Genomic DNA, 18,982 nt, shown 5'->3' on the forward strand with positions numbered 1-18,982 from the left:
GGAGCCCTGAAGTCTAACAGCTGTTTGACGCTAAGCACCTGAGTTGAAAACAGTTTTCTTCAAATACACAGTTGACAGCGACGCAACCGACGGTAGAATGCCGACCCACAGACGCGGGATGGAGCAGTCTGGTAGCTCGTCGGGCTCATAACCCGAAGGTCGTAGGTTCAAATCCTGCTCCCGCAACCAAACATCGAAAAGGCCACTCTAACGAGTGGCCTTTTTGCTTTGGCAAAAATTAAAGATTTCGATCAAAAGTAATTAATCGATTGACAACACTTTAAGCAGGCGTAGAATTACCGACGCGGGATGGAGCAGTCTGGTAGCTCGTCGGGCTCATAACCCGAAGGTCGTAGGTTCAAATCCTGCTCCCGCAACCACCTTCAGAAAAAGGCCACTCAATCGAGTGGCCTTTTTCGTTTCCGCCGTTGATTTTCCTCAGCTTCCCTTAAGCCTGGCAGGCATACCCTTGCCAAGCCTGCAGAAGACGCAGGTTATCGACCGAGGAAACCCCGAATGACCTGGAAGAATACCCCATCCCGCTATGGCCGCCTGTCCATCGGCCTGCACTGGCTGATGCTGATCCTGATCGCCGCCGTCTATGCCTGCATCGAACTCAAGGGCAATTTCCCCAAGGGCAGCGAGACCCGCGAGCTGCTCAAGCAGTGGCACTTCATGCTTGGCCTGAGCGTATTCGCCCTGGTCTGGCTACGCCTGCTGGCTCGCGTGATCGCCCCGGCGCCGAAGATCGAGCCGGCCCTACCGGCCTGGCAAGCCGTACCCGCGAAACTGATGCATGTCGCCCTGTACGCCCTGATGATCGGCGCACCATTGGCCGGCTGGCTGATCCTTAGCGCCGCCGGCAAGCCCATCCCCTTCTTCGGCCTGGAGCTGCCGGCGTTGATCGGCCCGCGCAAGGAACTGGCCGGACAATTCAAGGAACTGCACGAGCTGGCCGGCACCGCCGGCTACTGGTTGATCGGCCTGCACGCCGCGGCCGGCCTGCTGCACCACTATATAAGCCGCGACAACACCCTGATCCGCATGCTGCCGGGGCGCAATTGAGGTGACGGCACCTCTGGTCAAGTGCCCGAAGCGCCGCTAGAATTGCGCACTTTTTGATCAGAGGCGCCCGCAGGCGCCCTTAGAGGTTAGCCCGCATGTCCACCGCCACACCGAAAGTCGGCTTTGTTTCCCTGGGATGCCCCAAGGCCACGGTCGATAGCGAACGCATCCTGACCCAGCTGCGCATGGAAGGTTACGAGATCGTGCCGACCTACCAGGATGCCGACGTGGTGGTGGTCAACACCTGCGGCTTCATCGACAGCGCCAAGGCCGAATCGCTCGACGCCATCGGCGAGGCCATCGCCGAGAACGGCAAGGTGATCGTCACCGGCTGCATGGGCGTGGCCGAAGACAGCATCCGCGACGTGCACCCCAGCGTGCTGGCGGTGACCGGCCCGCAGCAGTACGAGCAGGTGGTCAATGCCGTGCACGAGGTGATCCCGCCAAAAGCCGAGCACAATCCGCTGATCGACCTGGTACCGCCGCAGGGCATCAAACTCACCCCGCGCCACTACGCCTACCTGAAGATTTCCGAAGGCTGCAACCACAGTTGCAGCTTCTGCATCATCCCCTCGATGCGCGGCAAGCTGGTCAGCCGCCCGGTGGGCGACGTGCTCAGCGAGGCCGAGCGCCTGGTCAAGGCCGGCGTGAAAGAACTGCTGGTGATCAGCCAGGACACCAGCGCCTACGGCGTCGACCTCAAGTACAAGCTGGACTTCTGGAATGGCCAGCCGGTAAAGACGCGCATGCTCGAGCTGTGCGAGGCGCTGTCGGCGATGGGCGTGTGGGTGCGCCTGCACTACGTCTACCCCTACCCCAACGTCGACGACGTGATCCCGCTGATGGCCGCCGGCAAGCTGCTGCCCTACCTGGACATCCCCTTCCAGCACGCCAGCCCGAAGGTACTCAAGGCCATGAAGCGCCCGGCCTTCGAGGACAAGACCCTGGCGCGGATCAAGAAATGGCGCGAGATCTGCCCGCAGCTGACCATCCGCTCCACCTTCATCGTCGGCTTCCCCGGCGAGACCGAGGAAGACTTCCAGTACCTGCTGGACTGGCTCAGCGAAGCCCAGCTCGATCGCGTCGGCTGCTTCCAGTACAGCCCGGTGGACGGCGCGCCGGCCAACGACATGGACCTCGAGCCAGTGCCGGACGAGGTGAAGCAGGAGCGCTGGGAGCGCTTCATGGCCCACCAGCAGGCGATCAGCAGCGCGCGCCTGCAGGCCAAGATCGGCCTGGAGATGGACGTGCTGGTCGACGAAGTCGACGGCGAAGGCGCCGTGGCCCGCTCCTGGGCCGACGCCCCGGAGATCGACGGCAGCGTGTTTATCGACTCCACCGCGGTCAAGCCGGGCGACAAGGTGCGCGTGCGCATCGTCGATGCCGACGAGTACGACATGTGGGGCGAGCTGGTCTAAGCGCCTGCGCCGCCCTGCCAAGCCCCGCCCCGTGCGGGGCTTGGCGTTTCTGCCGGTCTATACTCAACGGCAGGCCCCTCACCGCTTCGCCGCCATGCCAATCAAGGTCTATTACGACGGCGCCTGCCCGCACTGCGTCGCCGACCGCCACCGCTACGAACGCCTCAGCCAGCAGGCCGCCGGCGAGGTGCAATGGCTGGATATCGGCGGCCGCGACGAGGAGCTGCGCGCCGCCGGCATCGACCCGCGAGCCGCGCTGAGCGAGCTGCATGTGGCGGACGAACAGGGGCACATCCACCGCGAGCTGGACGCCTATATCCTGCTGCTGCGCCGCAGCCCGCGCCTGCGTCCGCTGGCCTGGCTGCTCGCCCTGCCCGGCCTGCACCCGCTGCTGTCGTGGGCCTATAGGCGCTGGGTGCTACGCCGCCTGCGCCGTCAGGGCCGCTGGCCACCCACCGGAGCACACTAACCCGGACGCCCCGTGTGACACCCCCGCTGCGAGACGGCTGGCGGTCTTTACTGCACGGGTCACCGGCTTCGCGCAGCATACCGATGCCACAAGATGGTGGGCGCATCTGCACCGCCACCCAGCCAGCAAACCGAGACGCCCTGCGCCCCGTGAGTCGCCGAGCCAGCGCAGGGATCTCGCCCGGCGCTGAAGACGCGCAGTCGAGGCGACCTATCGATGACCGCTCCGGGGCTGCCTTGAGCGACGTCACTGGAGAAACAGCCATGCGTATCCTGTTGCTGGGCAATGCCGGCGCCGGCAAGAGCACACTGGCCCGGCGCCTGATCGCCGGGGGCAACGTCGCCCGCCTGGCGCTGGACGAGATCGCCTGGGACGGCGGCACGCAACGCAAGCCGCTGGACGAGAGCCGGGCGCTGCTGCTGGCCTTTATCCGCACGCATCGCCACTGGGTGATCGAAGGCTGCTATGGCGACCTGGTCGAGACCGCACTGCCTTACTGCGACGAGCTGATCTTCCTCAACCCCGGCGTCGATACCTGCATCGACCACTGCCGACGGCGCCCCTGGGAGGCGGAGAAGTTCGCCAGTGCTGCCGAGCAGCAGGCCATGCTCGACAAGCTGATCCAATGGATCGGCGATTACCCCACGCGACAGGACGAGTACGGCCTGGCGCGTCATCGTGCGCTGTTCGAGGGTTTCACCGGGCGCAAGCGCGAGTGCCAAAGCCCGTACGACTACCCGAGTTCGCCTGCCGAATAACCCCGCATACCTCTGGGCGGGGCGCTACAATGGCCGCCCTTTTCCCAGCCGAGCCCCCCGCATGAGCGAGCCCGTCCGCCTGTCCAAACGTGTCATCGAACTGCTGGGCTGTTCGCGGCGCGAGGCCGATCTGTACATCACCGGCGGCTGGGTCAGCGTCGATGGGCAGGTGGTCGAGGCGCCGCAGTTCAAGGTCGAGGGCCAGCGCGTCGAACTGCACCCCGAGGCCAGCCTCGATCCGGTGGCGCCGGTGACCCTACTGCTGCACTGCGCGGCCGACGCCGACAACGCACGCATCCCGCAGTCGCTGGCCGCCACCAACCACTGGAGCGACGACCCGCACGCGCAGCGCGTGCTGCATGGGCATTTCCTCCGCCAGGAGCAGAGCCTGCCGCTGCAGGTCGGCGCCAGCGGCCTGGTGGTACTCAGCCAGGACTGGCGCACGCAACGCAAGCTGCGCGAGGACGGCCACAAGCTGGAACAGGAATACCTGGTGGAAGTCAGTGGCGAACTGGCGTCGAACGGCCTGGAGCGTCTGAAAAAGGGCCTGCTGCACAAGGGCGTGCAGTTCCCGCCGTGCAAGGCCAGCTGGCAGAGCGAGCAGCGCCTGCGCTTCGCCCTGAAGAACCCGCAGCCGCAGCAGCTGCGGCAGATGTGCGCGGCGCTGGGGTTGACGGTGCGGAGCATGAAGCGCATCCGCATCGGCGGCGTGCCCATGGCCAAGCTGCCGCTCGGCCAGTGGCGCTACCTGGGCGAGAAGGAACGCTTCTGACAACCATGCTAGGGTTTGCCTCTCGTCTTGCGGAGACCATCGCCATGCGTACGCTGCTGCTACTGACCGCCCTGCTCGCCCTGAGCGCCGCCAGCCTGGCCGCGCCGGCGCCGTTCTTTCTCTGGCAGAGCAAGGCCGACGGCCACCTGACCTGCGCCCAGGTCAGCCCCGGCGAAGGCTGGGTGCGCTTCGCCGGGCCCTTTCGCGACGCCGGTTGCCGGGTGATCGTCAGCCCATGAGCTACAGCGTGTCGCCGATCGGCATCGTCCGCTCCTGCTTCAAGGAAAAATTCGCCATCCCCCGCCAGCCGCAGCTGGCGCCGGCCGCGCGCGGCGTGCTGGAGTTGCTGCCGCCGTTCGACCAGGGCGACGCGGTGCAGGGGCTGGAGCAGGTCAGCCATATCTGGCTGCTGTTTCTCTTTCACCAGGCGCTGGAGCAGCAGCCGCGGCTGAAGGTGCGTCCGCCGCGCCTGGGCGGCAACCAGGCGGTGGGCGTGTTCAGCACCCGCGCCACCCACCGGCCCAACGGCATCGGCCAGTCGGTGGTGCGCCTGGAGCGGGTCGAGCCGGGCCGCCTGCACCTGTCCGGCATCGACCTGCTCGACGGCACCCCGGTGCTGGACATCAAGCCCTACGTGCCCTACGCCGACTGCCTGCCCGAGGCGCGCAACGCCATGGCCGACGGTGCGCCGCAGCTGATCCCTGTGGCCTGGCAGGCCGAGGCGCTGCAGCAGGCCCAGGCACACGCCCTGCGCCTGGGCGAACCGCTGGTGGAATTGATCGAACAGTGCCTGGCGCAGGATCCGCGCCCGGCCTACCAGCAACCGGCGCCCGAGCGCCGCTACGGCGCACGCCTGTGGGACCTGGACGTGCACTGGCACTACCCCGAGCCGGGGCGCATCCGCGTGCTGGACCTGCAGCGCGTGGCGCAGTAGCGCCAAAGGGCGCGCCGCCGGCAGGGGCTGCCGGCGGCGCGAGGCTCAATCGAGGTTGATCGAACCGATCTTGTGCACCGACAGGTCGGCGCCGTTGTATTCCTCTTCCTGGCTCAGGCGAATGCCCAGCAGCGCCTTGAGCACGCCGTAGACCAAAAAGCCGCCAAGCAGCGCCACCAGCACGCCGAGCGCAGTGCCGATCAGCTGGCTGGTCAGGCTGACGCCGCCCAGGCCGCCGAAGGCCTCCAGGCCGAAGATGCCGCAGGCGATGCCGCCCCACACGCCACACAGGCCGTGCAGCGGCCAGACGCCGAGCACGTCGTCGATCTTCCATTTCACCTGGGTCGCGGTGAAGGCCCAGACGAACAAGGCGCCGGCGATGGCGCCGGTGACCAGGGCGCCGACCGGGTGCATCAGATCGGAGCCGGCGCAGATCGCCACCAGGCCGGCCAGCGGGCCGTTGTGCAGGAAGCCCGGGTCGTTGCGCCCGACCAGCAGCGCGGCGACGGTGCCGCCGACCATCGCCATCAGCGAGTTGACCGCCACCAGGCCGCTGACGCCGTCGAGGGTCTGCGCGCTCATCACGTTGAAGCCGAACCAGCCGATGATCAGGATCCACGAGCCGAGGGCGAGGAAGGGAATGTTCGACGGCGCCATGGCCACCAGCTTGCCGTCGCGATAGCGGCCGTTGCGCCGCCCCAGCAGCAGCACCGCGCCGAACGCCAGCCAGCCGCCCATGGCGTGCACCACCACCGAGCCGGCGAAGTCGTGGAAGCCGGCGCCGAAGCGTGCCTCCAGCCAGGCCTGCAGGCCATGGTTGCCGTTCCAGATCAGGCCTTCGAAGAAGGGGTAGACGAAGGCCACGATCAGCGCCGTGGCGCACAACTGCGGGCCGAACTTGGCGCGCTCGGCGATGCCGCCCGAGATGATCGCCGGGATGGCCGCGGCGAAGGTCAGCAGGAAGAAGAACTTCACCAGGCCGTAGCCATGGTTCTCGGTCAGCACCGCCGCCGGCTCGAGGAAGGTCACCCCGTAGGCGATCCAGTAACCGATGAAGAAATAGACCAGGGCCGAGATGGCGAAGTCCGAGAGGATCTTCGACAGCGCGTTGACCTGGTTCTTCTGCCGCACCGTGCCCACTTCGAGGAAGGCGAAACCGGCGTGCATGGCCAGCACCATGATCGCGCCGAGCAGGATGAACAGGGTATTGGAGCCGTGGATCAGGGTTTCCACGGCGCTGTTGATGTTTTCCATCTGCGAAGAAAACTCCGGCGTTGGGGAAAAAGCACCAAAGCAAGGCATCGACCAGCCAGAGCGCACCACAATGCAGCCGCCGGCACGCTCATGCTCACAAAAAGCGCCAGGTCGCGGCCCCATCATGGCGCCGATCGATTCTGGTTCCTTGGTACTAATTTCTTATTAATTAATAACTTAGGCTTGCGATCGGCCTTCCTGACCCAGACCGGAAAAGCCCCAACACAGGGCATCTCCGAGACTTCGCGCACCAGCACAAAGCAAGCGCTGTACCAGCCTGCTTCCTGGGCTTTTACCGACTACCCTTGCGGAACCCTGAAGTCTCACCGCACTCGTAAGCCTTAACCGCCCAATGCAGAGGACGCGCGCCATGCCCCGCAAGAACGCCACCCCGAGCAGCCAGGACGCCCTGCTGGAAGAATTCCAGGCCCTGGTCAGCGACACCGAAAAACTCCTGCAGCACTCCGCCAGCCTCGCCGGCGAACAGGCCGAGGCGCTGCGCGACGACATCCGCAACAGCCTCGGCCGCGCCCGCGAGACCCTGCACCGCGCCGAAGCCGGCCTGCGCGAACAGGGCAAGATCGCCGTGGACGCCACCGAGGACTACGTGCACAAGCACCCCTGGCGCTCGCTCGGCCTGGCGGCCGCGGTGGGCCTGCTGTTCGGCCTGCTGCTCAGCCGCCGCTGAGCGCACGCCATGAGCGACGGTCCCTCCCCGCGCCGCCTCGGCGCAGCCCTGCTCGGCCTGCTGCAGGGCCACCTGGCGCTGCTCGGCCACGAACTGGAAGACCAGCGCCACCAGGCCCTGCGCGCCCTGCTGCTGGGCGGCCTGTGCCTGGGCTTCGCCCTGCTGTTGCTGATCGGCCTGTCGGCGCTGCTGCTGATCCTCTACTGGGACAGCCACCGCCTGGCGGTGGCCGTCGGCCTGTGCCTGTTCTACGCCGCCGGCCTGCTGGCCAGCGGTGCCTGGCTGGCCCTCAGCCTACAGCGCGCCGAGCCACCCTTCGCCGCCAGCCTGGAAGAACTGCAACGCGACCGCGAGCAACTGCTGCCATGAGCTTGCCCGACCTCCCCAAAGGCGCCTCGCGCCGGCAGCTGCGCAAGGCGGTGCTGCGCATGCGCCTGGAAATGCACCGCCAGGAGCTGCGCCACGAGGCACTGCAGCTCAGCCAGCCGCTGCGCCAGGCGCGCGACTACGGCCTGCGCCTGCGCCAGGGCAGCGCACCATTTTGGCTCGCCGGCGGCGCCCTGGCCCTGGCCGGCCTGCTCGGCGGCAAGCGCGGCTGGCGCCGCTGGCTACGCCTGGCGCTGATCGTCGCCCCGCTGCTGCGACGCCGCCGCCCCGCCGCCGAGGCCCGAACGCCGCTGGTCTAGACCTGGGCTGGCCACGATCTTGCTAGATCGAGCGACCCGCCCGCCCCGGTGGCGGCCCAACGCTCGCAGCTAAGGACACCCAGGTGATCGACGGACAGCCCTTCGCCGTCTTCCAGCCCTTTATCGACACCGCCACCGGCCGCATCGCCGGGGTCGAGGCGCTCGCCCGGCTGCGTGACGCCAGCGGCCAGGCGCATTCCGCCGGCCCGCTGTTCGCCGATCCGAAGACGCCGCCGACGGCGCTGCGCCGCCTCGACCGCCAGGTGCGCGAGGAGGCCCTGGCGCGCTTTCACCAGGCGCCTGCGGACTGGTTTCTCAGCCTCAACATCTCGCCGCGCTGGATCAGCCGCCTGCGTCCGGCACAGCCGCTGCCCAGCCTGCTGCAGCTGCAGCGCAGCGGCATCGAGCCTTCGCGCATCGTCTTCGAGATCACCGAACTGGGCGGCGCCAGCCAGCGCTTGCCGGATGTGGTGGCGCGCTACCGCGAGGCCGGTGCGCGCATCGCCATCGACGACTTCGGCGCCGGCTACTCGCAGCTCGACCGGGTGCTGGCGCTGCAGCCGGACATCCTCAAGCTGGACATGCGCCTGTTCCAGGCCGCCGCCCGCGGCGGTCCCAGCGGCGAGGTGGTCAAGGCCCTGGCGCAGATGGCGGAAAAGACCGGCTGCTGGATCATCGCCGAGGGCGTGGAAACCAAAGCAGAGCTCAACTTCGCCCTGGAATGCGGGGCCCGCTACGTGCAGGGTTTTCTGTTCGCCAAACCGGCCCGCGAGCTGTTCGCCAGCGACGCCTTCGCCGGCCGCTTCGCCCGCTTGCGCGACAGCTACGTGCAGCACAAGCTGGCCGAGCGCGCGCGGCTGATGACCCTGCGCCAGCAGCTGGCGGAGCTGATGCACGAGCTGCGCCTGTGGGCCGAAAGCGGCGCGCCGGCCGCGCGCCTCCGCGCGCCGGAGCACTACCCCTGGCTGCTGCGCATCTACCAGTGCGACCGCCATGGCACCCAGCTGACCCCCAACCTGGAATGGCGCCAGCAGGCCTGGCACAGCGACGACCGCTACCTGGGCCACAACTGGTCGTGGCGCCCCTACTTCTACCAACTGCTCGCCGAAGGCTGGGAGGAACGCCGCCTGACCCTGTCCAGTACCTACCGCGACGCCACCAGCAACCAGTACTGCCTGACCGCCGGGCAGTTCATCGACCACGGCCGCCGTTTGCTGCTGGTGGATATCGACGCCGCCGGTCTTTGAATGCGCGGCTAGGCTTGAGTTAACCCCTCGACCATCGAGGCTGCACTCATGCCCGGGCTCCCCCTGCGCCTGCTCGCCCCGCTGCTGCTCAGCGCCGCCGCGCTGGCCGACGCGCCGACCTACCACGCCGACATCGCCCCGCTGCTGGCCAGCCGCTGCCTGGCCTGCCACAGCGGCGCCCAGGCGCCCTTGGGCCTGCGCCTGGACAGCCTAGAGCAGCTGCTGCGCGGCAGCCAGCGCGGCCCGGTGGTGCGCGCCGGCGATGCCGCCGGCAGCGAACTGCTGCGCCGCCTGACCGGTAGCAGCCAGCCGCGCATGCCGCTGACCGGCCCACCCTTTCTCGCTGCCGCCGAGATCGCCCTGGTCGAACGCTGGATCAACGCCGGGCTGCCGCCGGGCGACGCGCGCGCAGCCGAGCCTGCCCTCCCGAGCCCACGACCCGGCGAGGCCGTCGACTACCGCCACGTCGAGGCCATCCTGCTGCGTCGCTGCGCCACCTGCCACTCGCCCAGCGGCCTGATGGGCGCCGCCCCCGAGGGTTATCTGCTGTCGAGCTACGCGGCGACCCTGGCCAGCGGCGAGCGTGCCCGGGTGGTGCCCGGCAACCCCGCGGCCAGCGAGCTGGTGCGACGCATTCGCGGCCAGGCGCGGCCGCGCATGCCCTATGACGGCCCACCCTATCTCACGGACGCGGAAGTCGACCTGATCGTGGCCTGGATCGAGCAAGGCGCGCGCGACGCCGCCGGGCGCCCGGCGCCGCTGCCGGTGGGCGCCAAGCTGCGCCTGCACGGGCGCCTGGATGAGGCCGGCAAGCTGGACGGCCTGCCACTGCTGATCGACGCACGCTCACGCCTGGACGATGCGCCACGTCCCGGCGCCTACGTGCAGGTGCGCGGCCGCCTCGACGCCGGCGACCGCGTGCGGGTGGAACGCCTACGCCTGCGCTAGCTGCTCGGCCGACGGCTGCGACTCGCTGTAGGCGGTATGCACCATCTTGCTGTCGACGTGATTGATGGTGGCGATGATCTGCTCGGCGCCGGTCTGCGCCGGCGCCATGGTCCAGCGGTCGAGTACGTCGTTGCCGATGCGCAGCATGCCGGTGTGGGTCAGGTCGTTGAGGTCCACCACCGGGTCGACATCGTAGAAGCCCAGGGCACGGCGCAGCTGCTCGATATCGGCACGGGTGCCGGTGAGGAACTGCCAGCCCGGGCCAATATGGTGGCGCTCGACGTACTCGCGCAGGCGCTCGGGGCTGTCCTGCTCCGGCTGCAGCGTCAGCGAATACAGGTGCACGTCGCGTCCGACCCGCTCGCCGAGCATCTTCTGCACCAGGCGCAGGTTGGCGGTGGTGGCCGGGCAACTGTTGGTGCACTGGGCGTACATCATGTTGATCGCCACCACCTTGCCGCGCACCAGGTCGTCGTAGAAGCGCACCTGACGCCCCTCGTGGGTCAGCAGCGGCACGTTGGGAAAGCGTGTACCGCCCACCCCGGCCAGCGGCGCAGCCGGCTGCTGCAGGCTGCTGCCCGAGCGCCAGGCAGCCCAGCCGAACGCGGCGACGCCCAGCCCTGCCAGTACCTTTCTTCGCGTGTTCATGGCAAAAACCTCCGGCTGGCTCAGACGACATCCCAACGCAGCATCATGGCGTGGTCTTCGTGGATCAGGTTATGGCAATGCATCACGTACTTGCCCTTGTAGTCGCGGAAGCGCATCAGCACGCGGGTGGTGGCAAAGCCCTCGATGACGTAAACATCCTTGCGCCCGCGCTCGTGGATCGGCACCGTCACGTTGCGCCCATCGATCGACTTGCTGAGAATGCGCCCCTCCTCGAAGTGGATATGGATGGGGTGATCCCAACCGTCGTCGATGCTGGTCAGCTCCCAGATCTCCATGCCGCCCATGGGAATCACCGCGCGCGGCACGTTGACGTCGATGAACTGGCCGTTGATCGCCCACATGTTCTGCCTGCGCTCGAAGACGAACTTGCGCACCGGCAGCGCCGCCAGTTGGGCGGTGCTCGGCAGCGGCGGCAACGGCCGCAGGGTGCTGGGCACCCGGCTCAGATCCTGCTCCGGCGGCTCGCGATCGACCACGAACTTCAGCACCCGATCGCCGGGCGCCTTAACCTGATAGGGCCGACGGGTGTCCTCCGGGCGGTGGGTCAGGCGGTTGACCAGGTACAGCTCGGTGCCTACCGGGTAGCGCGAGAAGTCCACCACGATATCCCCACGCTCGGCCACGCCGAGACGCACGAACAGCCTATTGAGCAGTGGCTTGTCCAGCAGGTTGCCGTCGTTGGCGATATAGGTGAACGGCTGGATCACGTTGTTCGAACGGGTCAGGTAAAACTGGTAGAAGCGGCTCGGCCCGCCGTTGAGCAGACGCAGGCGGTACTTGCGCCGCGCCACCCGCAGCACCGGCTGGATCTTGCCGTTGACCACCACCTTGTCGCCGAGCACGCCCTCAGGGCTGACCTGGTCGTAGTAGAGCATGCCGTTGGGGTCGAAACGCCGGTCGCCGAAAGCCAGCGGGTAGTCGTAGGGGTGGCTGGGCAGGCGCAGGGCGGCGGGGTTGGGGTCCTTCTCGTTGCCCGAGTCGATATGGTCGAACAGCAGGAAGAAGCCGACCAACCCGCGGACGATATTGGGCGCGGTGAAGTCCAGCGTATGGTCGTGGTAGAACAGCGTGCCCAGCGCCTCGCGGTAGTCGCCGATGCCGTTCTGCAGCTCGTCGTAGCCGGCGTAGATGTTGGAGTAAAGGTGGTCCTTGAAGCCGCCCGGCGCGGTCAGGCTAGGCCCGGCCTTGGTGGCGCTGTAGTAGTCGCCGGGAAAGCCGTCGCTTTCCGAGCCGACGTGGGCGTTGTGCAGGTGAGTGCTGATCTCCGGCGTGCCGAAGCCGGTGTGGTTGCCTGGCAGGTCGTTAAAGATGCGACACAGCACAGGATGGCCGTAATGCGCATGCACCACCGGACTGAGCACGCTGAGGTCGGGTTGCTTGGCCTGGTAGGTCCAGACCGGCTGCGGCGGGTAGGCCGGGTTGAACACCCAGTTTTCGCGCTGCGCGACGTGCAGCTCGTAGTGTTCGGCCTGCGGGCCGAACTGGGCCCAGCGCTGGTGCGCCGGGCGCCCGGCCTCACCGGCGGCGATGTTGGCCAGCTCGCTGGGCGGCGGATTGAGCGTGCTGCCGTAGAGCAGCGGCGGCGCGTCGGGCAGAAACTCCTGCCAGGGGACGGTTGCCGGGCTCGGTGGAAACTCACCCGGCAACAGCGCCTCGCTGCGACTGGGCGCCAGGATCAGCGGCGCCGCGGCCAGCGCCGCGCTGCCCTGGAGAAAGCCGCGCCGCGATAACTGGCCTGGCGGCGCCATGGACGGATCGGCGGGCGTAGCGAGCTCTTGCGCCTCGCCCGGGCCCTGACTCGGTAGTACCGGTTTCATGCTGCATCTCCCCGGCGTGCGCCACTGCGCGCAGGCGTACGGCCCCGCCTGCTGGCGCAACCAACGCGCGCCGCCTGAAAATTGGGTCGACTCGACTTGGCATCCGGGCCGGAAAAGCTCTCAGCGACCGCACCGGCCGATGGCCAGGTGCGCCGGAGCGAGTCGACTCGACTCCGGCAGGGTCGGTGCGCAGGCAATCAGCAGGTAAGAGGCGGGGCGTGCAGCAGGCGCCAGAAGCGTCTGAGCCCGGCGGGCTGCATGGTACGGCACGTCGAATAGCTGTCCATGGCGTTCTCCCTAGCGGCAAACCTCGCAATCACGACGGCCAGCGCCCTCTCCTTCGCCAGCCACCGTCAAATATCCAGCAACTACAGACCTAACTTAAGTCCAATATCAACGGAGAGTCAAAGAATCGTCGCTCCTCAGAAACCGAGCGCATAGAAACAATAAACATATGTAAAAAAAGTAAATTTTCTGACGCGAAGAGCTGCAGCCCGCGCCACGCCTGGCCTGCAGCGCATCCCAGAACTGGCCAAAAGCCATCGGCCACGCCAACCGCGAGGCACTCTCGACTCGCCCGCGCCCGGCTTGCGTCGCGCGGCGCGAACGCCGAAGCTAGGGCTCTGTTCATCTCCGGCGAGGATCGGCCTTGGATTGGCACACCCTGCTCACCCGCGAACGTCTCGGCAAACCCGCTCCCAGCTCCGCGGAACTGGGCCGCAGCCCCTTCCACAAGGATCACGACCGCATCATCTTCTCCGGCGCCTTCCGCCGCCTGGGGCGCAAGACCCAGGTGCACCCGGTGAGCAGCAACGACCATATCCACACGCGCCTGACCCACTCGTTGGAAGTCAGCTGCGTCGGTCGCTCGCTGGCCATGCGCGTCGGCGAGATGCTGCGCGACGAGCTGCCTGACTGGTGCGCGCCGAGCGACCTGGGCATGGTCGTGCAGTCGGCCTGCCTGGCCCACGACATCGGCAACCCGCCGTTCGGTCACTCCGGCGAGGACGCCATCCGCCACTGGTTCCAGCAGGCCGCCGGGCGCGGCTGGCTGGACGCCATGAGCGAGGCCGAGCGCGCCGACTTTCTCAGTTTCGAGGGCAACGCCCAGGGCTTTCGCGTGCTCACCCAGCTGGAATACCACCAGTTCGACGGCGGCACCCGGCTGACCTACGCCACCCTCGGCAGCTACCTCAAGTACCCCTGGACCGCGCGCCATGCCGAGGCCCAGGGCTACAAGAAGCACAAGTTCGGCTGCTACCAGAGCGAGCTGGCGCTGCTCGAGCAGATCGCCGCCAAGCTGGAGCTGCCGCAGCTGGAGGCGCAGCGCTGGGCGCGCCACCCGCTGGTGTACCTGATGGAGGCGGCCGACGACATCTGCTACGGCCTGATCGACCTGGAAGACGGCCTGGAGATGGGGCTGCTTGAGTACAGCGAAGTTGAAGCACTGTTGCTCGACCTGGTTGGCGACGATATTCCGGAAACCTACCGTCAACTTGGACCCCAGGATTCGCGCCGGCGCAAGCTGGCGATCCTGCGCGGCAAGGCCATCGAACACCTGACCAACGCCGCCGCCGGCGCCTTCGTCGAGCAGCAGCGCGACCTGCTCGCCGGCTGCCTGCAGGGCGATCTGGTGGAACACATGCACGGTGCGGCCAAGCACTGCGTACAGAGCGCCAAATCCTTGGCGCGGGAAAAGATCTTCCACGACAAACGCAAGACCCTGCACGAGATCGGCGCCTACACCACCCTGGAAATCCTCCTCAACGCCCTCTGCGGCGCCGCCCTGGAGCAGCACGGCGGGCGCGCGCCGTCGTTCAAGCACCGACGCATCCTCGACCTGCTCGGCAACAATGCGCCCGACCCGAGCTGGCCGCTGTACCGCTCCTTCATGCGGGTGATCGACTTTATCGCCGGCATGACCGACAGCTACGCTACGGAAATGGCGAGGGAGATGACCGGGCGTTCCAGCCCGGTGTAGCGAGCATATGAAGAACCTGATCCGCAGCACTTTCACCTGGCATGCCGGGCCGCCGGCCTGGGGCCCGGCGCTGGTCGCCGGGTTCGGCTGCGCGCTGCCCCTGCTGCTCGGCCTGTTCACCGCCCACAGCGGCTTTCTCTGGGCCTCGGCCGGCGCCTTCCAGGCCGCGCAGGCCAACCCGCTGCACCGCTTCGGCATGCTGCGCATGCTGCTGCTCACCGGCCTCGGCGCCTGCAGCGCAGGCCTGGGCTTCTGGGCCGCCAGCCATCCGCTGGTCAGCCTCGGTATTTTCGCCGCCTTCGGCCTGCTGCTGGCCTGGCTGCAGCGCTTCGGCAGCGAGGCCGGCAAGCTGGGCATCGGCCTGGCCATCTGCCTGTGCCTGGGCCAGGGCCAGTTCGGTGTCGGCAATCTGCACAACCCCTACGCGGTGGCCATGCTGTTCATCCTCGGCGGGCTCTGGGTGATGCTGCTGGCCTTCGGCCTGCGCGGCCTGCACGGGCTGCGCATGTGGCCGTACATGCCGCGCTTCATCAGTATTCTCAAGGTGCTCAAGCGCCACGCCCAGCGCCTGCCGCGCCAGCAGTGGCGCCTGCATGCGCTGGCCTGCGTGCTGGCGTTCGCCGCCTCCGGGCTGATCGTCAACCTGGCCGGGCTGTCGCGCGGCTACTGGCTGACCCTGACGGTGATCACCACCCTGCAGCTGGAATTCCAGGGCAGCCTGGTACGCGCGCTGCAGGCCAGCCTGGCCAGCCTGGCCGCGGCCGGCCTGCTGATCGCCTTCGGCCACAGCCTGCAGAACCCGCCGCTGATGGTAATGACCCTGCTGCCGCTGGTGATCCTCAGCCGCGCCCTGCAGGCCAACCACTACGGCCTGTTCGTGCTGCAGACCAGCCTGTGCTTCGTGCTGCTGGCCGAGAGCCTGGCGCAGGACTGGCACCTGGCCGAGGTGCGCCTGCTCAACGCCCTGATCGGCGTCGCCCTGGCCCTGACCGTGGCCCTGCTGGTGCACGGCCTGCGCCTGCAACTGAGCAAGCCGCACAAGCTGCAACAGGGGCAGGAATCGCCGTAACGCCGACTCCTGGGGTGTCGCGGGGCCGCCTGGGCCGCGCGCACCAGGAGATCGCCGGTACGCATGGCGCCCCCTAGACCGGCCGCCGCGCCCTGGACATCGCTGCGCGGCGACACACCGGCCCGCTGGCTGCCGGCGGCCAAGCAGGCCCGGCCACTCTTCACTATGCTTGCTCTGCCCGCAGCGCCACCCAAGGAGTGAAGTGCGATGCCCAAGACCGCCGTTCCGCGCGAGCGTCGCTTCCCGTTACACGTCCATATCAGCGCCCTGTTCACCCTCCTGTTGCTGCTCACCGGCGTGGTGCTGGGGTTGTTCAACTACCAGCAGACCAGTCAGATGATCGTCTCCAGCAGTGCCAAGCTGTTCGAGCGCATCCAGCACGACGTGCAGCAGGACCTGGACAGCACCTACCGGCCGATCCGCCACCTGCTCAGCCTGCTGACCCTCGACCCGGCCACCCAGGGCGACGACCTGGACACTCGCCTGGCCCTGCTGCGCCCCTTCGTCCAGGCCCTGCGCGATAACCCCAAGCTCGGCTCGCTGTACCTGGGCTACGACGACGGCGACTTCTTCATGGTCCGCCCGCTACGCAGCGACGCCCTCAAGCAGCGCTTCGACGCCCCGCCGGGCGCCGCCTACCAGATCTGGTCGATCGACCGCAGCGCCACCGGTACCGAGGCCTACTACCTGTTCTACGACGGCTCGCTGAACCAGCTCAGCCGTCGCCAGCGCCTCAAGGAAAGCTACGACCCGCGCAGCCGCGACTGGTACAAGCGCGCCCGCGGCGACGGTGGGCAGATCACCACCGCGCCCTATGTGTTCTTCTCCACCGAGGAGGTCGGCACCACCCTGGCCCGGCGCAGCGGCCTGACCGCGGTGCTCGGCGCCGACCTGACCCTGGCCGACCTGTCCGCCACCCTCGCCGAACACCGCGTCACCCCCAACAGCGACCTGGTACTGGCCGACGCCGAGGGCAACGCCGTGGCCTACCCCGACAGCAGCCGGCTGATCCGCGTCGAGGGCGACAGCAGGCGCCTGGTCAAGGTGCGCGAGATCAACCCGGTGCTGGGCGAGCTGCTCGACGGCGAACTCAACGAGCGCGACCAGGGCACCGTGGTGCTGGCCCAGCAGCGCTGGGCCATGGCCCACCGGCATATCCAGGAAGGCGGCCCGCAGGGCCTGCACCTGGCGCTGCTGGTGCCCGAGCGCGAGCTGCTCGCCGACGCCTACCGCATCCGCTGGCAGGGCGCGCTGATCACCCTCACCACCCTGCTGTTGTGCCTGCCGCTGGGCTGGCTGGCCTCGCGTCTGGTGGTCAAGCCGCTGCGCGCGCTGGTGCAGGAGGCCGAGGCGATTCGCCGCTTCGACTTCGACCACCCGGCCAGCGGCCGCTCGCCGATCCTCGAGGTCGATCAGCTGGCGGTGTCGATGACGCGGATGAAGGACACCCTCGGCCGCTTCCTCGACATCGCCGCCAGCCTTTCCGCGGAAACCCGTTTCGACGCCCTGCTGCGCCGGGTGATGGACGCCACGGTGGCGATCAGCGAGGCGCAGGGCGGGGTGATCTACCTGCTCGACGCCGACAGCGGCCGCCTCGAACCCCAGGGCCTGGTGCTCGACGGCCAAGCCCATGGCCTGGACGAGCTGGGCCTGCAGGGTTTCGCCCTGGACGACGCGGCGCTGCCCGACTGGCTGCGCGGGCCGGCCAGCGGCGGCGCCAGCGTCGCCATGTCCCTGGGCTTCGACCAGGCCGGCAGTTTCCGCGGCCTGCTCTCGGCGCTGGACAGCCCGCGCCTGCACCTGATTGCCGCCGGCCTGCACAACCGCCAGGGCGACACCGTCGGCGTACTGGTGCTGCTGCAGCGCGACCACGGCGACGGCAACGACAGCATGTTGCGCCCGGAACGACTGGCCTTCGTCGACGCGGTGTCCGGCAGCGCCGCGCTGTGCATCGAGAGCCAGCGCCTGCTGGCCCGGCAGAAGCAGCTGCTCGACGCCTTCATCCAGCTGATCGCCGGCGCCATCGACGCCAAGAGTCCCTACACCGGCGGCCACTGCCAGCGCGTGCCGGAAATCACCCTGATGCTCGCCCGCGCCGCCGCCGACAGCGACGAGCCGGCCTTTCGCGACTACCGGCCCAGCGACGAGGAATGGGAGGCGCTGCATATCGCCGCCTGGCTGCACGACTGCGGCAAGGTCACCACCCCGGAATACGTGGTGGACAAGGCGACCAAGCTGGAGACCCTGTACGACCGCATCCACGAGGTGCGCATGCGCTTCGAGGTGCTCAAGCGCGACGCCTGGATCGCCTACTGGCGGGGCCGCGCCGAGGGTGGCGAAGAGGCCGCGCTGGCGGCGCTGCGCGACCAGTTGCTGAACGAGCTGGACGAGGAGTTCGCCTTCGTCGCGCGCACCAACCTCGGCGGCGAGGCCATGGCCGAGGCCGACCAGGCGCGCCTCAAGCAGATCGCCGAACGCACCTGGCTACGCACCCTCGACGACCGCCTGGGCGTGTCCTGGGAGGAAGCCAAGCGTCAGCAGCGCAGCCCGGCGCCCAGCCTGCCGGTGGCAGAAGCGCTGCTGGCGGACAAGGTCGAACACCTGATCGAGCGCCCGGCACAGGAGCTGATCGCGCCGGACAACCCCTGGGGCTTCAAGCTGGAGGTGCCGCCGCACAAGTTCAATCGCGGCGAGCTGCACAACCTGAGCATCGCCCGCGGCACCCTGACCGCCGAGGAGCGCTACATCATCAACCACCACATCGTGCAGACCATCCTCATGCTCGGCCGGCTGCCATTCCCCAAGCACCTGCAGAACGTCGCCGAGATCGCCGGCGGCCACCACGAGAAGATGGACGGCACGGGCTACCCCAAGCGCCTGACGCGCGACGAGATGAGCCTGCCGGCACGGATGATGGCGATTGCCGATATCTTCGAGGCGCTGACCGCGGTGGACCGCCCCTACAAGAAGGGCAAGACGCTGTCGGAGGCGCTGAACATCATGGTCGGCATGTGCAAGGGCGCGCACATCGACCCGCCGCTGTTCGCCCTGTTCATCCGCGCCGGCATCTACCGGCACTATGCCGAGCGGTTCATGCTGGCCGAGCAGATCGATGCGGTGGACGAGCAGGCGTTGCTGGAGAAGGCGGGGCTGGCCTGACGGCCGTGGCCCGGATCGGCCGAACGGCTGATCCGGGGGAGGCGGCGC

At 68.1% G+C, this 18,982-nt stretch carries 18 protein-coding genes and 2 tRNA genes; 17 read left to right on the plus strand and 3 right to left on the minus strand.

Annotation, left to right across the window (positions count from 1 at the left end; translation table 11 throughout):
- Positions 1 to 112: 112 nt before the first annotated feature.
- The 9 genes from ACW9UL_RS15310 (at position 113) to tsaA (ending at position 5,416) form a co-directional block, all read left to right on the plus strand.
- A tRNA-Met gene (locus ACW9UL_RS15310) sits at positions 113 to 189 on the plus strand.
- Positions 190 to 303: 114 nt separating this feature from the next.
- A tRNA-Met gene (locus ACW9UL_RS15315) sits at positions 304 to 380 on the plus strand.
- A gap of 136 nt (positions 381 to 516) precedes the next feature.
- Entirely contained in the window at positions 517 to 1,065 is a 549-nt protein-coding gene (locus tag ACW9UL_RS15320) for a cytochrome b (protein WP_457787539.1), read from the plus strand.
- 95 nt (positions 1,066 to 1,160) lie between these two features.
- The gene (rimO, locus tag ACW9UL_RS15325; RefSeq protein ID WP_457787540.1) at positions 1,161 to 2,483 is read left to right on the plus strand and encodes a 30S ribosomal protein S12 methylthiotransferase RimO; all 1,323 of its coding nucleotides are present in this window, start codon (positions 1,161 to 1,163) and stop codon (positions 2,481 to 2,483) included.
- A gap of 94 nt (positions 2,484 to 2,577) precedes the next feature.
- Entirely contained in the window at positions 2,578 to 2,952 is a 375-nt protein-coding gene (locus ACW9UL_RS15330; RefSeq protein ID WP_457787541.1) for a thiol-disulfide oxidoreductase DCC family protein, read from the plus strand.
- Positions 2,953 to 3,215: 263 nt separating this feature from the next.
- Positions 3,216 to 3,710 carry a P-loop NTPase family protein gene (locus tag ACW9UL_RS15335; protein WP_457787542.1) on the plus strand — a complete coding sequence of 165 codons (495 nt, stop codon included), beginning with the start codon at positions 3,216 to 3,218 and terminating at the stop codon, positions 3,708 to 3,710.
- 61 nt (positions 3,711 to 3,771) lie between these two features.
- Positions 3,772 to 4,482, plus strand: coding sequence for an rRNA pseudouridine synthase (locus ACW9UL_RS15340; protein ID WP_457787543.1), 711 nt, complete (start codon positions 3,772 to 3,774; stop codon positions 4,480 to 4,482).
- Positions 4,483 to 4,526: 44 nt separating this feature from the next.
- Entirely contained in the window at positions 4,527 to 4,721 is a 195-nt protein-coding gene (locus tag ACW9UL_RS15345; protein ID WP_457787544.1) for a hypothetical protein, read from the plus strand.
- Positions 4,718 to 5,416: a tRNA (N6-threonylcarbamoyladenosine(37)-N6)-methyltransferase TrmO gene (tsaA, locus tag ACW9UL_RS15350; protein WP_457787545.1), complete on the plus strand. Its 699-nt coding sequence runs from the start codon at positions 4,718 to 4,720 to the stop codon at positions 5,414 to 5,416. The genes ACW9UL_RS15345 and tsaA overlap by 4 nt, the downstream gene beginning before the upstream one ends.
- Before the next feature lie 45 nt (positions 5,417 to 5,461).
- Here tsaA and ACW9UL_RS15355 read toward each other — a convergent pair whose 3' ends face one another.
- Complete coding sequence (locus tag ACW9UL_RS15355; RefSeq protein ID WP_457787546.1) at positions 5,462 to 6,670, minus strand: ammonium transporter; 1,209 nt, start codon at positions 6,668 to 6,670, stop codon at positions 5,462 to 5,464.
- Positions 6,671 to 7,040: 370 nt separating this feature from the next.
- Between ACW9UL_RS15355 and ACW9UL_RS15360 the strand changes: the two genes are divergently transcribed.
- The 5 genes from ACW9UL_RS15360 to ACW9UL_RS15380 all read left to right on the plus strand — a co-directional run bounded on the left by ACW9UL_RS15360 (position 7,041) and on the right by ACW9UL_RS15380 (position 10,239).
- Positions 7,041 to 7,358, plus strand: coding sequence for an ElaB/YgaM/YqjD family protein (locus tag ACW9UL_RS15360; RefSeq protein WP_457787547.1), 318 nt, complete (start codon positions 7,041 to 7,043; stop codon positions 7,356 to 7,358).
- A 9-nt stretch (positions 7,359 to 7,367) separates the two neighbouring features.
- Complete coding sequence (locus ACW9UL_RS15365; RefSeq protein WP_457787548.1) at positions 7,368 to 7,727, plus strand: phage holin family protein; 360 nt, start codon at positions 7,368 to 7,370, stop codon at positions 7,725 to 7,727.
- Positions 7,724 to 8,044: a hypothetical protein gene (locus ACW9UL_RS15370; RefSeq protein ID WP_457787549.1), complete on the plus strand. Its 321-nt coding sequence runs from the start codon at positions 7,724 to 7,726 to the stop codon at positions 8,042 to 8,044. Before ACW9UL_RS15365 ends, ACW9UL_RS15370 begins: the two co-directional genes overlap by 4 nt.
- 83 nt (positions 8,045 to 8,127) lie before the next feature.
- On the plus strand, positions 8,128 to 9,291 hold the full coding sequence (locus ACW9UL_RS15375) for an EAL domain-containing protein (RefSeq protein WP_457787550.1): 1,164 nt from the start codon (positions 8,128 to 8,130) through the stop codon (positions 9,289 to 9,291).
- Positions 9,292 to 9,339: 48 nt separating this feature from the next.
- Positions 9,340 to 10,239: a c-type cytochrome domain-containing protein gene (locus ACW9UL_RS15380; protein ID WP_457787551.1), complete on the plus strand. Its 900-nt coding sequence runs from the start codon at positions 9,340 to 9,342 to the stop codon at positions 10,237 to 10,239.
- Here ACW9UL_RS15380 and ACW9UL_RS15385 read toward each other — a convergent pair.
- On the minus strand, positions 10,225 to 10,887 hold the full coding sequence (locus ACW9UL_RS15385) for an SCO family protein (RefSeq protein WP_457787552.1): 663 nt from the start codon (positions 10,885 to 10,887) through the stop codon (positions 10,225 to 10,227). The genes ACW9UL_RS15380 and ACW9UL_RS15385 overlap by 15 nt on opposite strands.
- A gap of 20 nt (positions 10,888 to 10,907) precedes the next feature.
- Entirely contained in the window at positions 10,908 to 12,725 is a 1,818-nt protein-coding gene (locus tag ACW9UL_RS15390) for a multicopper oxidase family protein (RefSeq protein WP_457787553.1), read from the minus strand.
- A 649-nt stretch (positions 12,726 to 13,374) separates the two neighbouring features.
- Between ACW9UL_RS15390 and ACW9UL_RS15395 the strand changes: the two genes are divergently transcribed.
- The 3 genes from ACW9UL_RS15395 (at position 13,375) to ACW9UL_RS15405 (ending at position 18,934) form a co-directional block, all read left to right on the plus strand.
- Positions 13,375 to 14,706 (plus strand): deoxyguanosinetriphosphate triphosphohydrolase, encoded by a 1,332-nt coding sequence (locus ACW9UL_RS15395; protein WP_457787554.1) that lies wholly within the window; start codon positions 13,375 to 13,377, stop codon positions 14,704 to 14,706.
- A gap of 7 nt (positions 14,707 to 14,713) precedes the next feature.
- The gene (locus ACW9UL_RS15400; protein WP_457787555.1) at positions 14,714 to 15,775 is read left to right on the plus strand and encodes an FUSC family protein; all 1,062 of its coding nucleotides are present in this window, start codon (positions 14,714 to 14,716) and stop codon (positions 15,773 to 15,775) included.
- Positions 15,776 to 15,982: 207 nt separating this feature from the next.
- Positions 15,983 to 18,934: an HD domain-containing phosphohydrolase gene (locus ACW9UL_RS15405; RefSeq protein ID WP_457787556.1), complete on the plus strand. Its 2,952-nt coding sequence runs from the start codon at positions 15,983 to 15,985 to the stop codon at positions 18,932 to 18,934.
- Positions 18,935 to 18,982: the final 48 nt, after the last annotated feature.

It is taken from the genome of Pseudomonas sp. PL-6 (assembly GCF_054110165.1).

Excerpts from the sequence above, each read along its gene's own strand:
- ACW9UL_RS15365 (WP_457787548.1), top strand. The coding sequence starts at position 7,368 with ATGAGCGACGGTCCCTCCCCGCGCCGCCTCGGCGCAGCCCTGCTCGGC.
- ACW9UL_RS15340 (WP_457787543.1), top strand. The coding sequence starts at position 3,772 with ATGAGCGAGCCCGTCCGCCTGTCCAAACGTGTCATCGAACTGCTGGGC.
- ACW9UL_RS15385 (WP_457787552.1), bottom strand. The coding sequence starts at position 10,887 with ATGAACACGCGAAGAAAGGTACTGGCAGGGCTGGGCGTCGCCGCGTTC.
- ACW9UL_RS15405 (WP_457787556.1), top strand. The coding sequence starts at position 15,983 with ATGCCCAAGACCGCCGTTCCGCGCGAGCGTCGCTTCCCGTTACACGTC.
- ACW9UL_RS15320 (WP_457787539.1), top strand. The coding sequence starts at position 517 with ATGACCTGGAAGAATACCCCATCCCGCTATGGCCGCCTGTCCATCGGC.
- tsaA (WP_457787545.1), top strand. The coding sequence starts at position 4,718 with ATGAGCTACAGCGTGTCGCCGATCGGCATCGTCCGCTCCTGCTTCAAG.
- rimO (WP_457787540.1), top strand. The coding sequence starts at position 1,161 with ATGTCCACCGCCACACCGAAAGTCGGCTTTGTTTCCCTGGGATGCCCC.
- ACW9UL_RS15335 (WP_457787542.1), top strand. The coding sequence starts at position 3,216 with ATGCGTATCCTGTTGCTGGGCAATGCCGGCGCCGGCAAGAGCACACTG.
- ACW9UL_RS15355 (WP_457787546.1), bottom strand. The coding sequence starts at position 6,670 with ATGGAAAACATCAACAGCGCCGTGGAAACCCTGATCCACGGCTCCAAT.
- ACW9UL_RS15360 (WP_457787547.1), top strand. The coding sequence starts at position 7,041 with ATGCCCCGCAAGAACGCCACCCCGAGCAGCCAGGACGCCCTGCTGGAA.
- ACW9UL_RS15345 (WP_457787544.1), top strand. The coding sequence starts at position 4,527 with ATGCGTACGCTGCTGCTACTGACCGCCCTGCTCGCCCTGAGCGCCGCC.
- ACW9UL_RS15330 (WP_457787541.1), top strand. The coding sequence starts at position 2,578 with ATGCCAATCAAGGTCTATTACGACGGCGCCTGCCCGCACTGCGTCGCC.
- ACW9UL_RS15370 (WP_457787549.1), top strand. The coding sequence starts at position 7,724 with ATGAGCTTGCCCGACCTCCCCAAAGGCGCCTCGCGCCGGCAGCTGCGC.
- ACW9UL_RS15390 (WP_457787553.1), bottom strand. The coding sequence starts at position 12,725 with ATGAAACCGGTACTACCGAGTCAGGGCCCGGGCGAGGCGCAAGAGCTC.
- ACW9UL_RS15380 (WP_457787551.1), top strand. The coding sequence starts at position 9,340 with ATGCCCGGGCTCCCCCTGCGCCTGCTCGCCCCGCTGCTGCTCAGCGCC.
- ACW9UL_RS15400 (WP_457787555.1), top strand. The coding sequence starts at position 14,714 with ATGAAGAACCTGATCCGCAGCACTTTCACCTGGCATGCCGGGCCGCCG.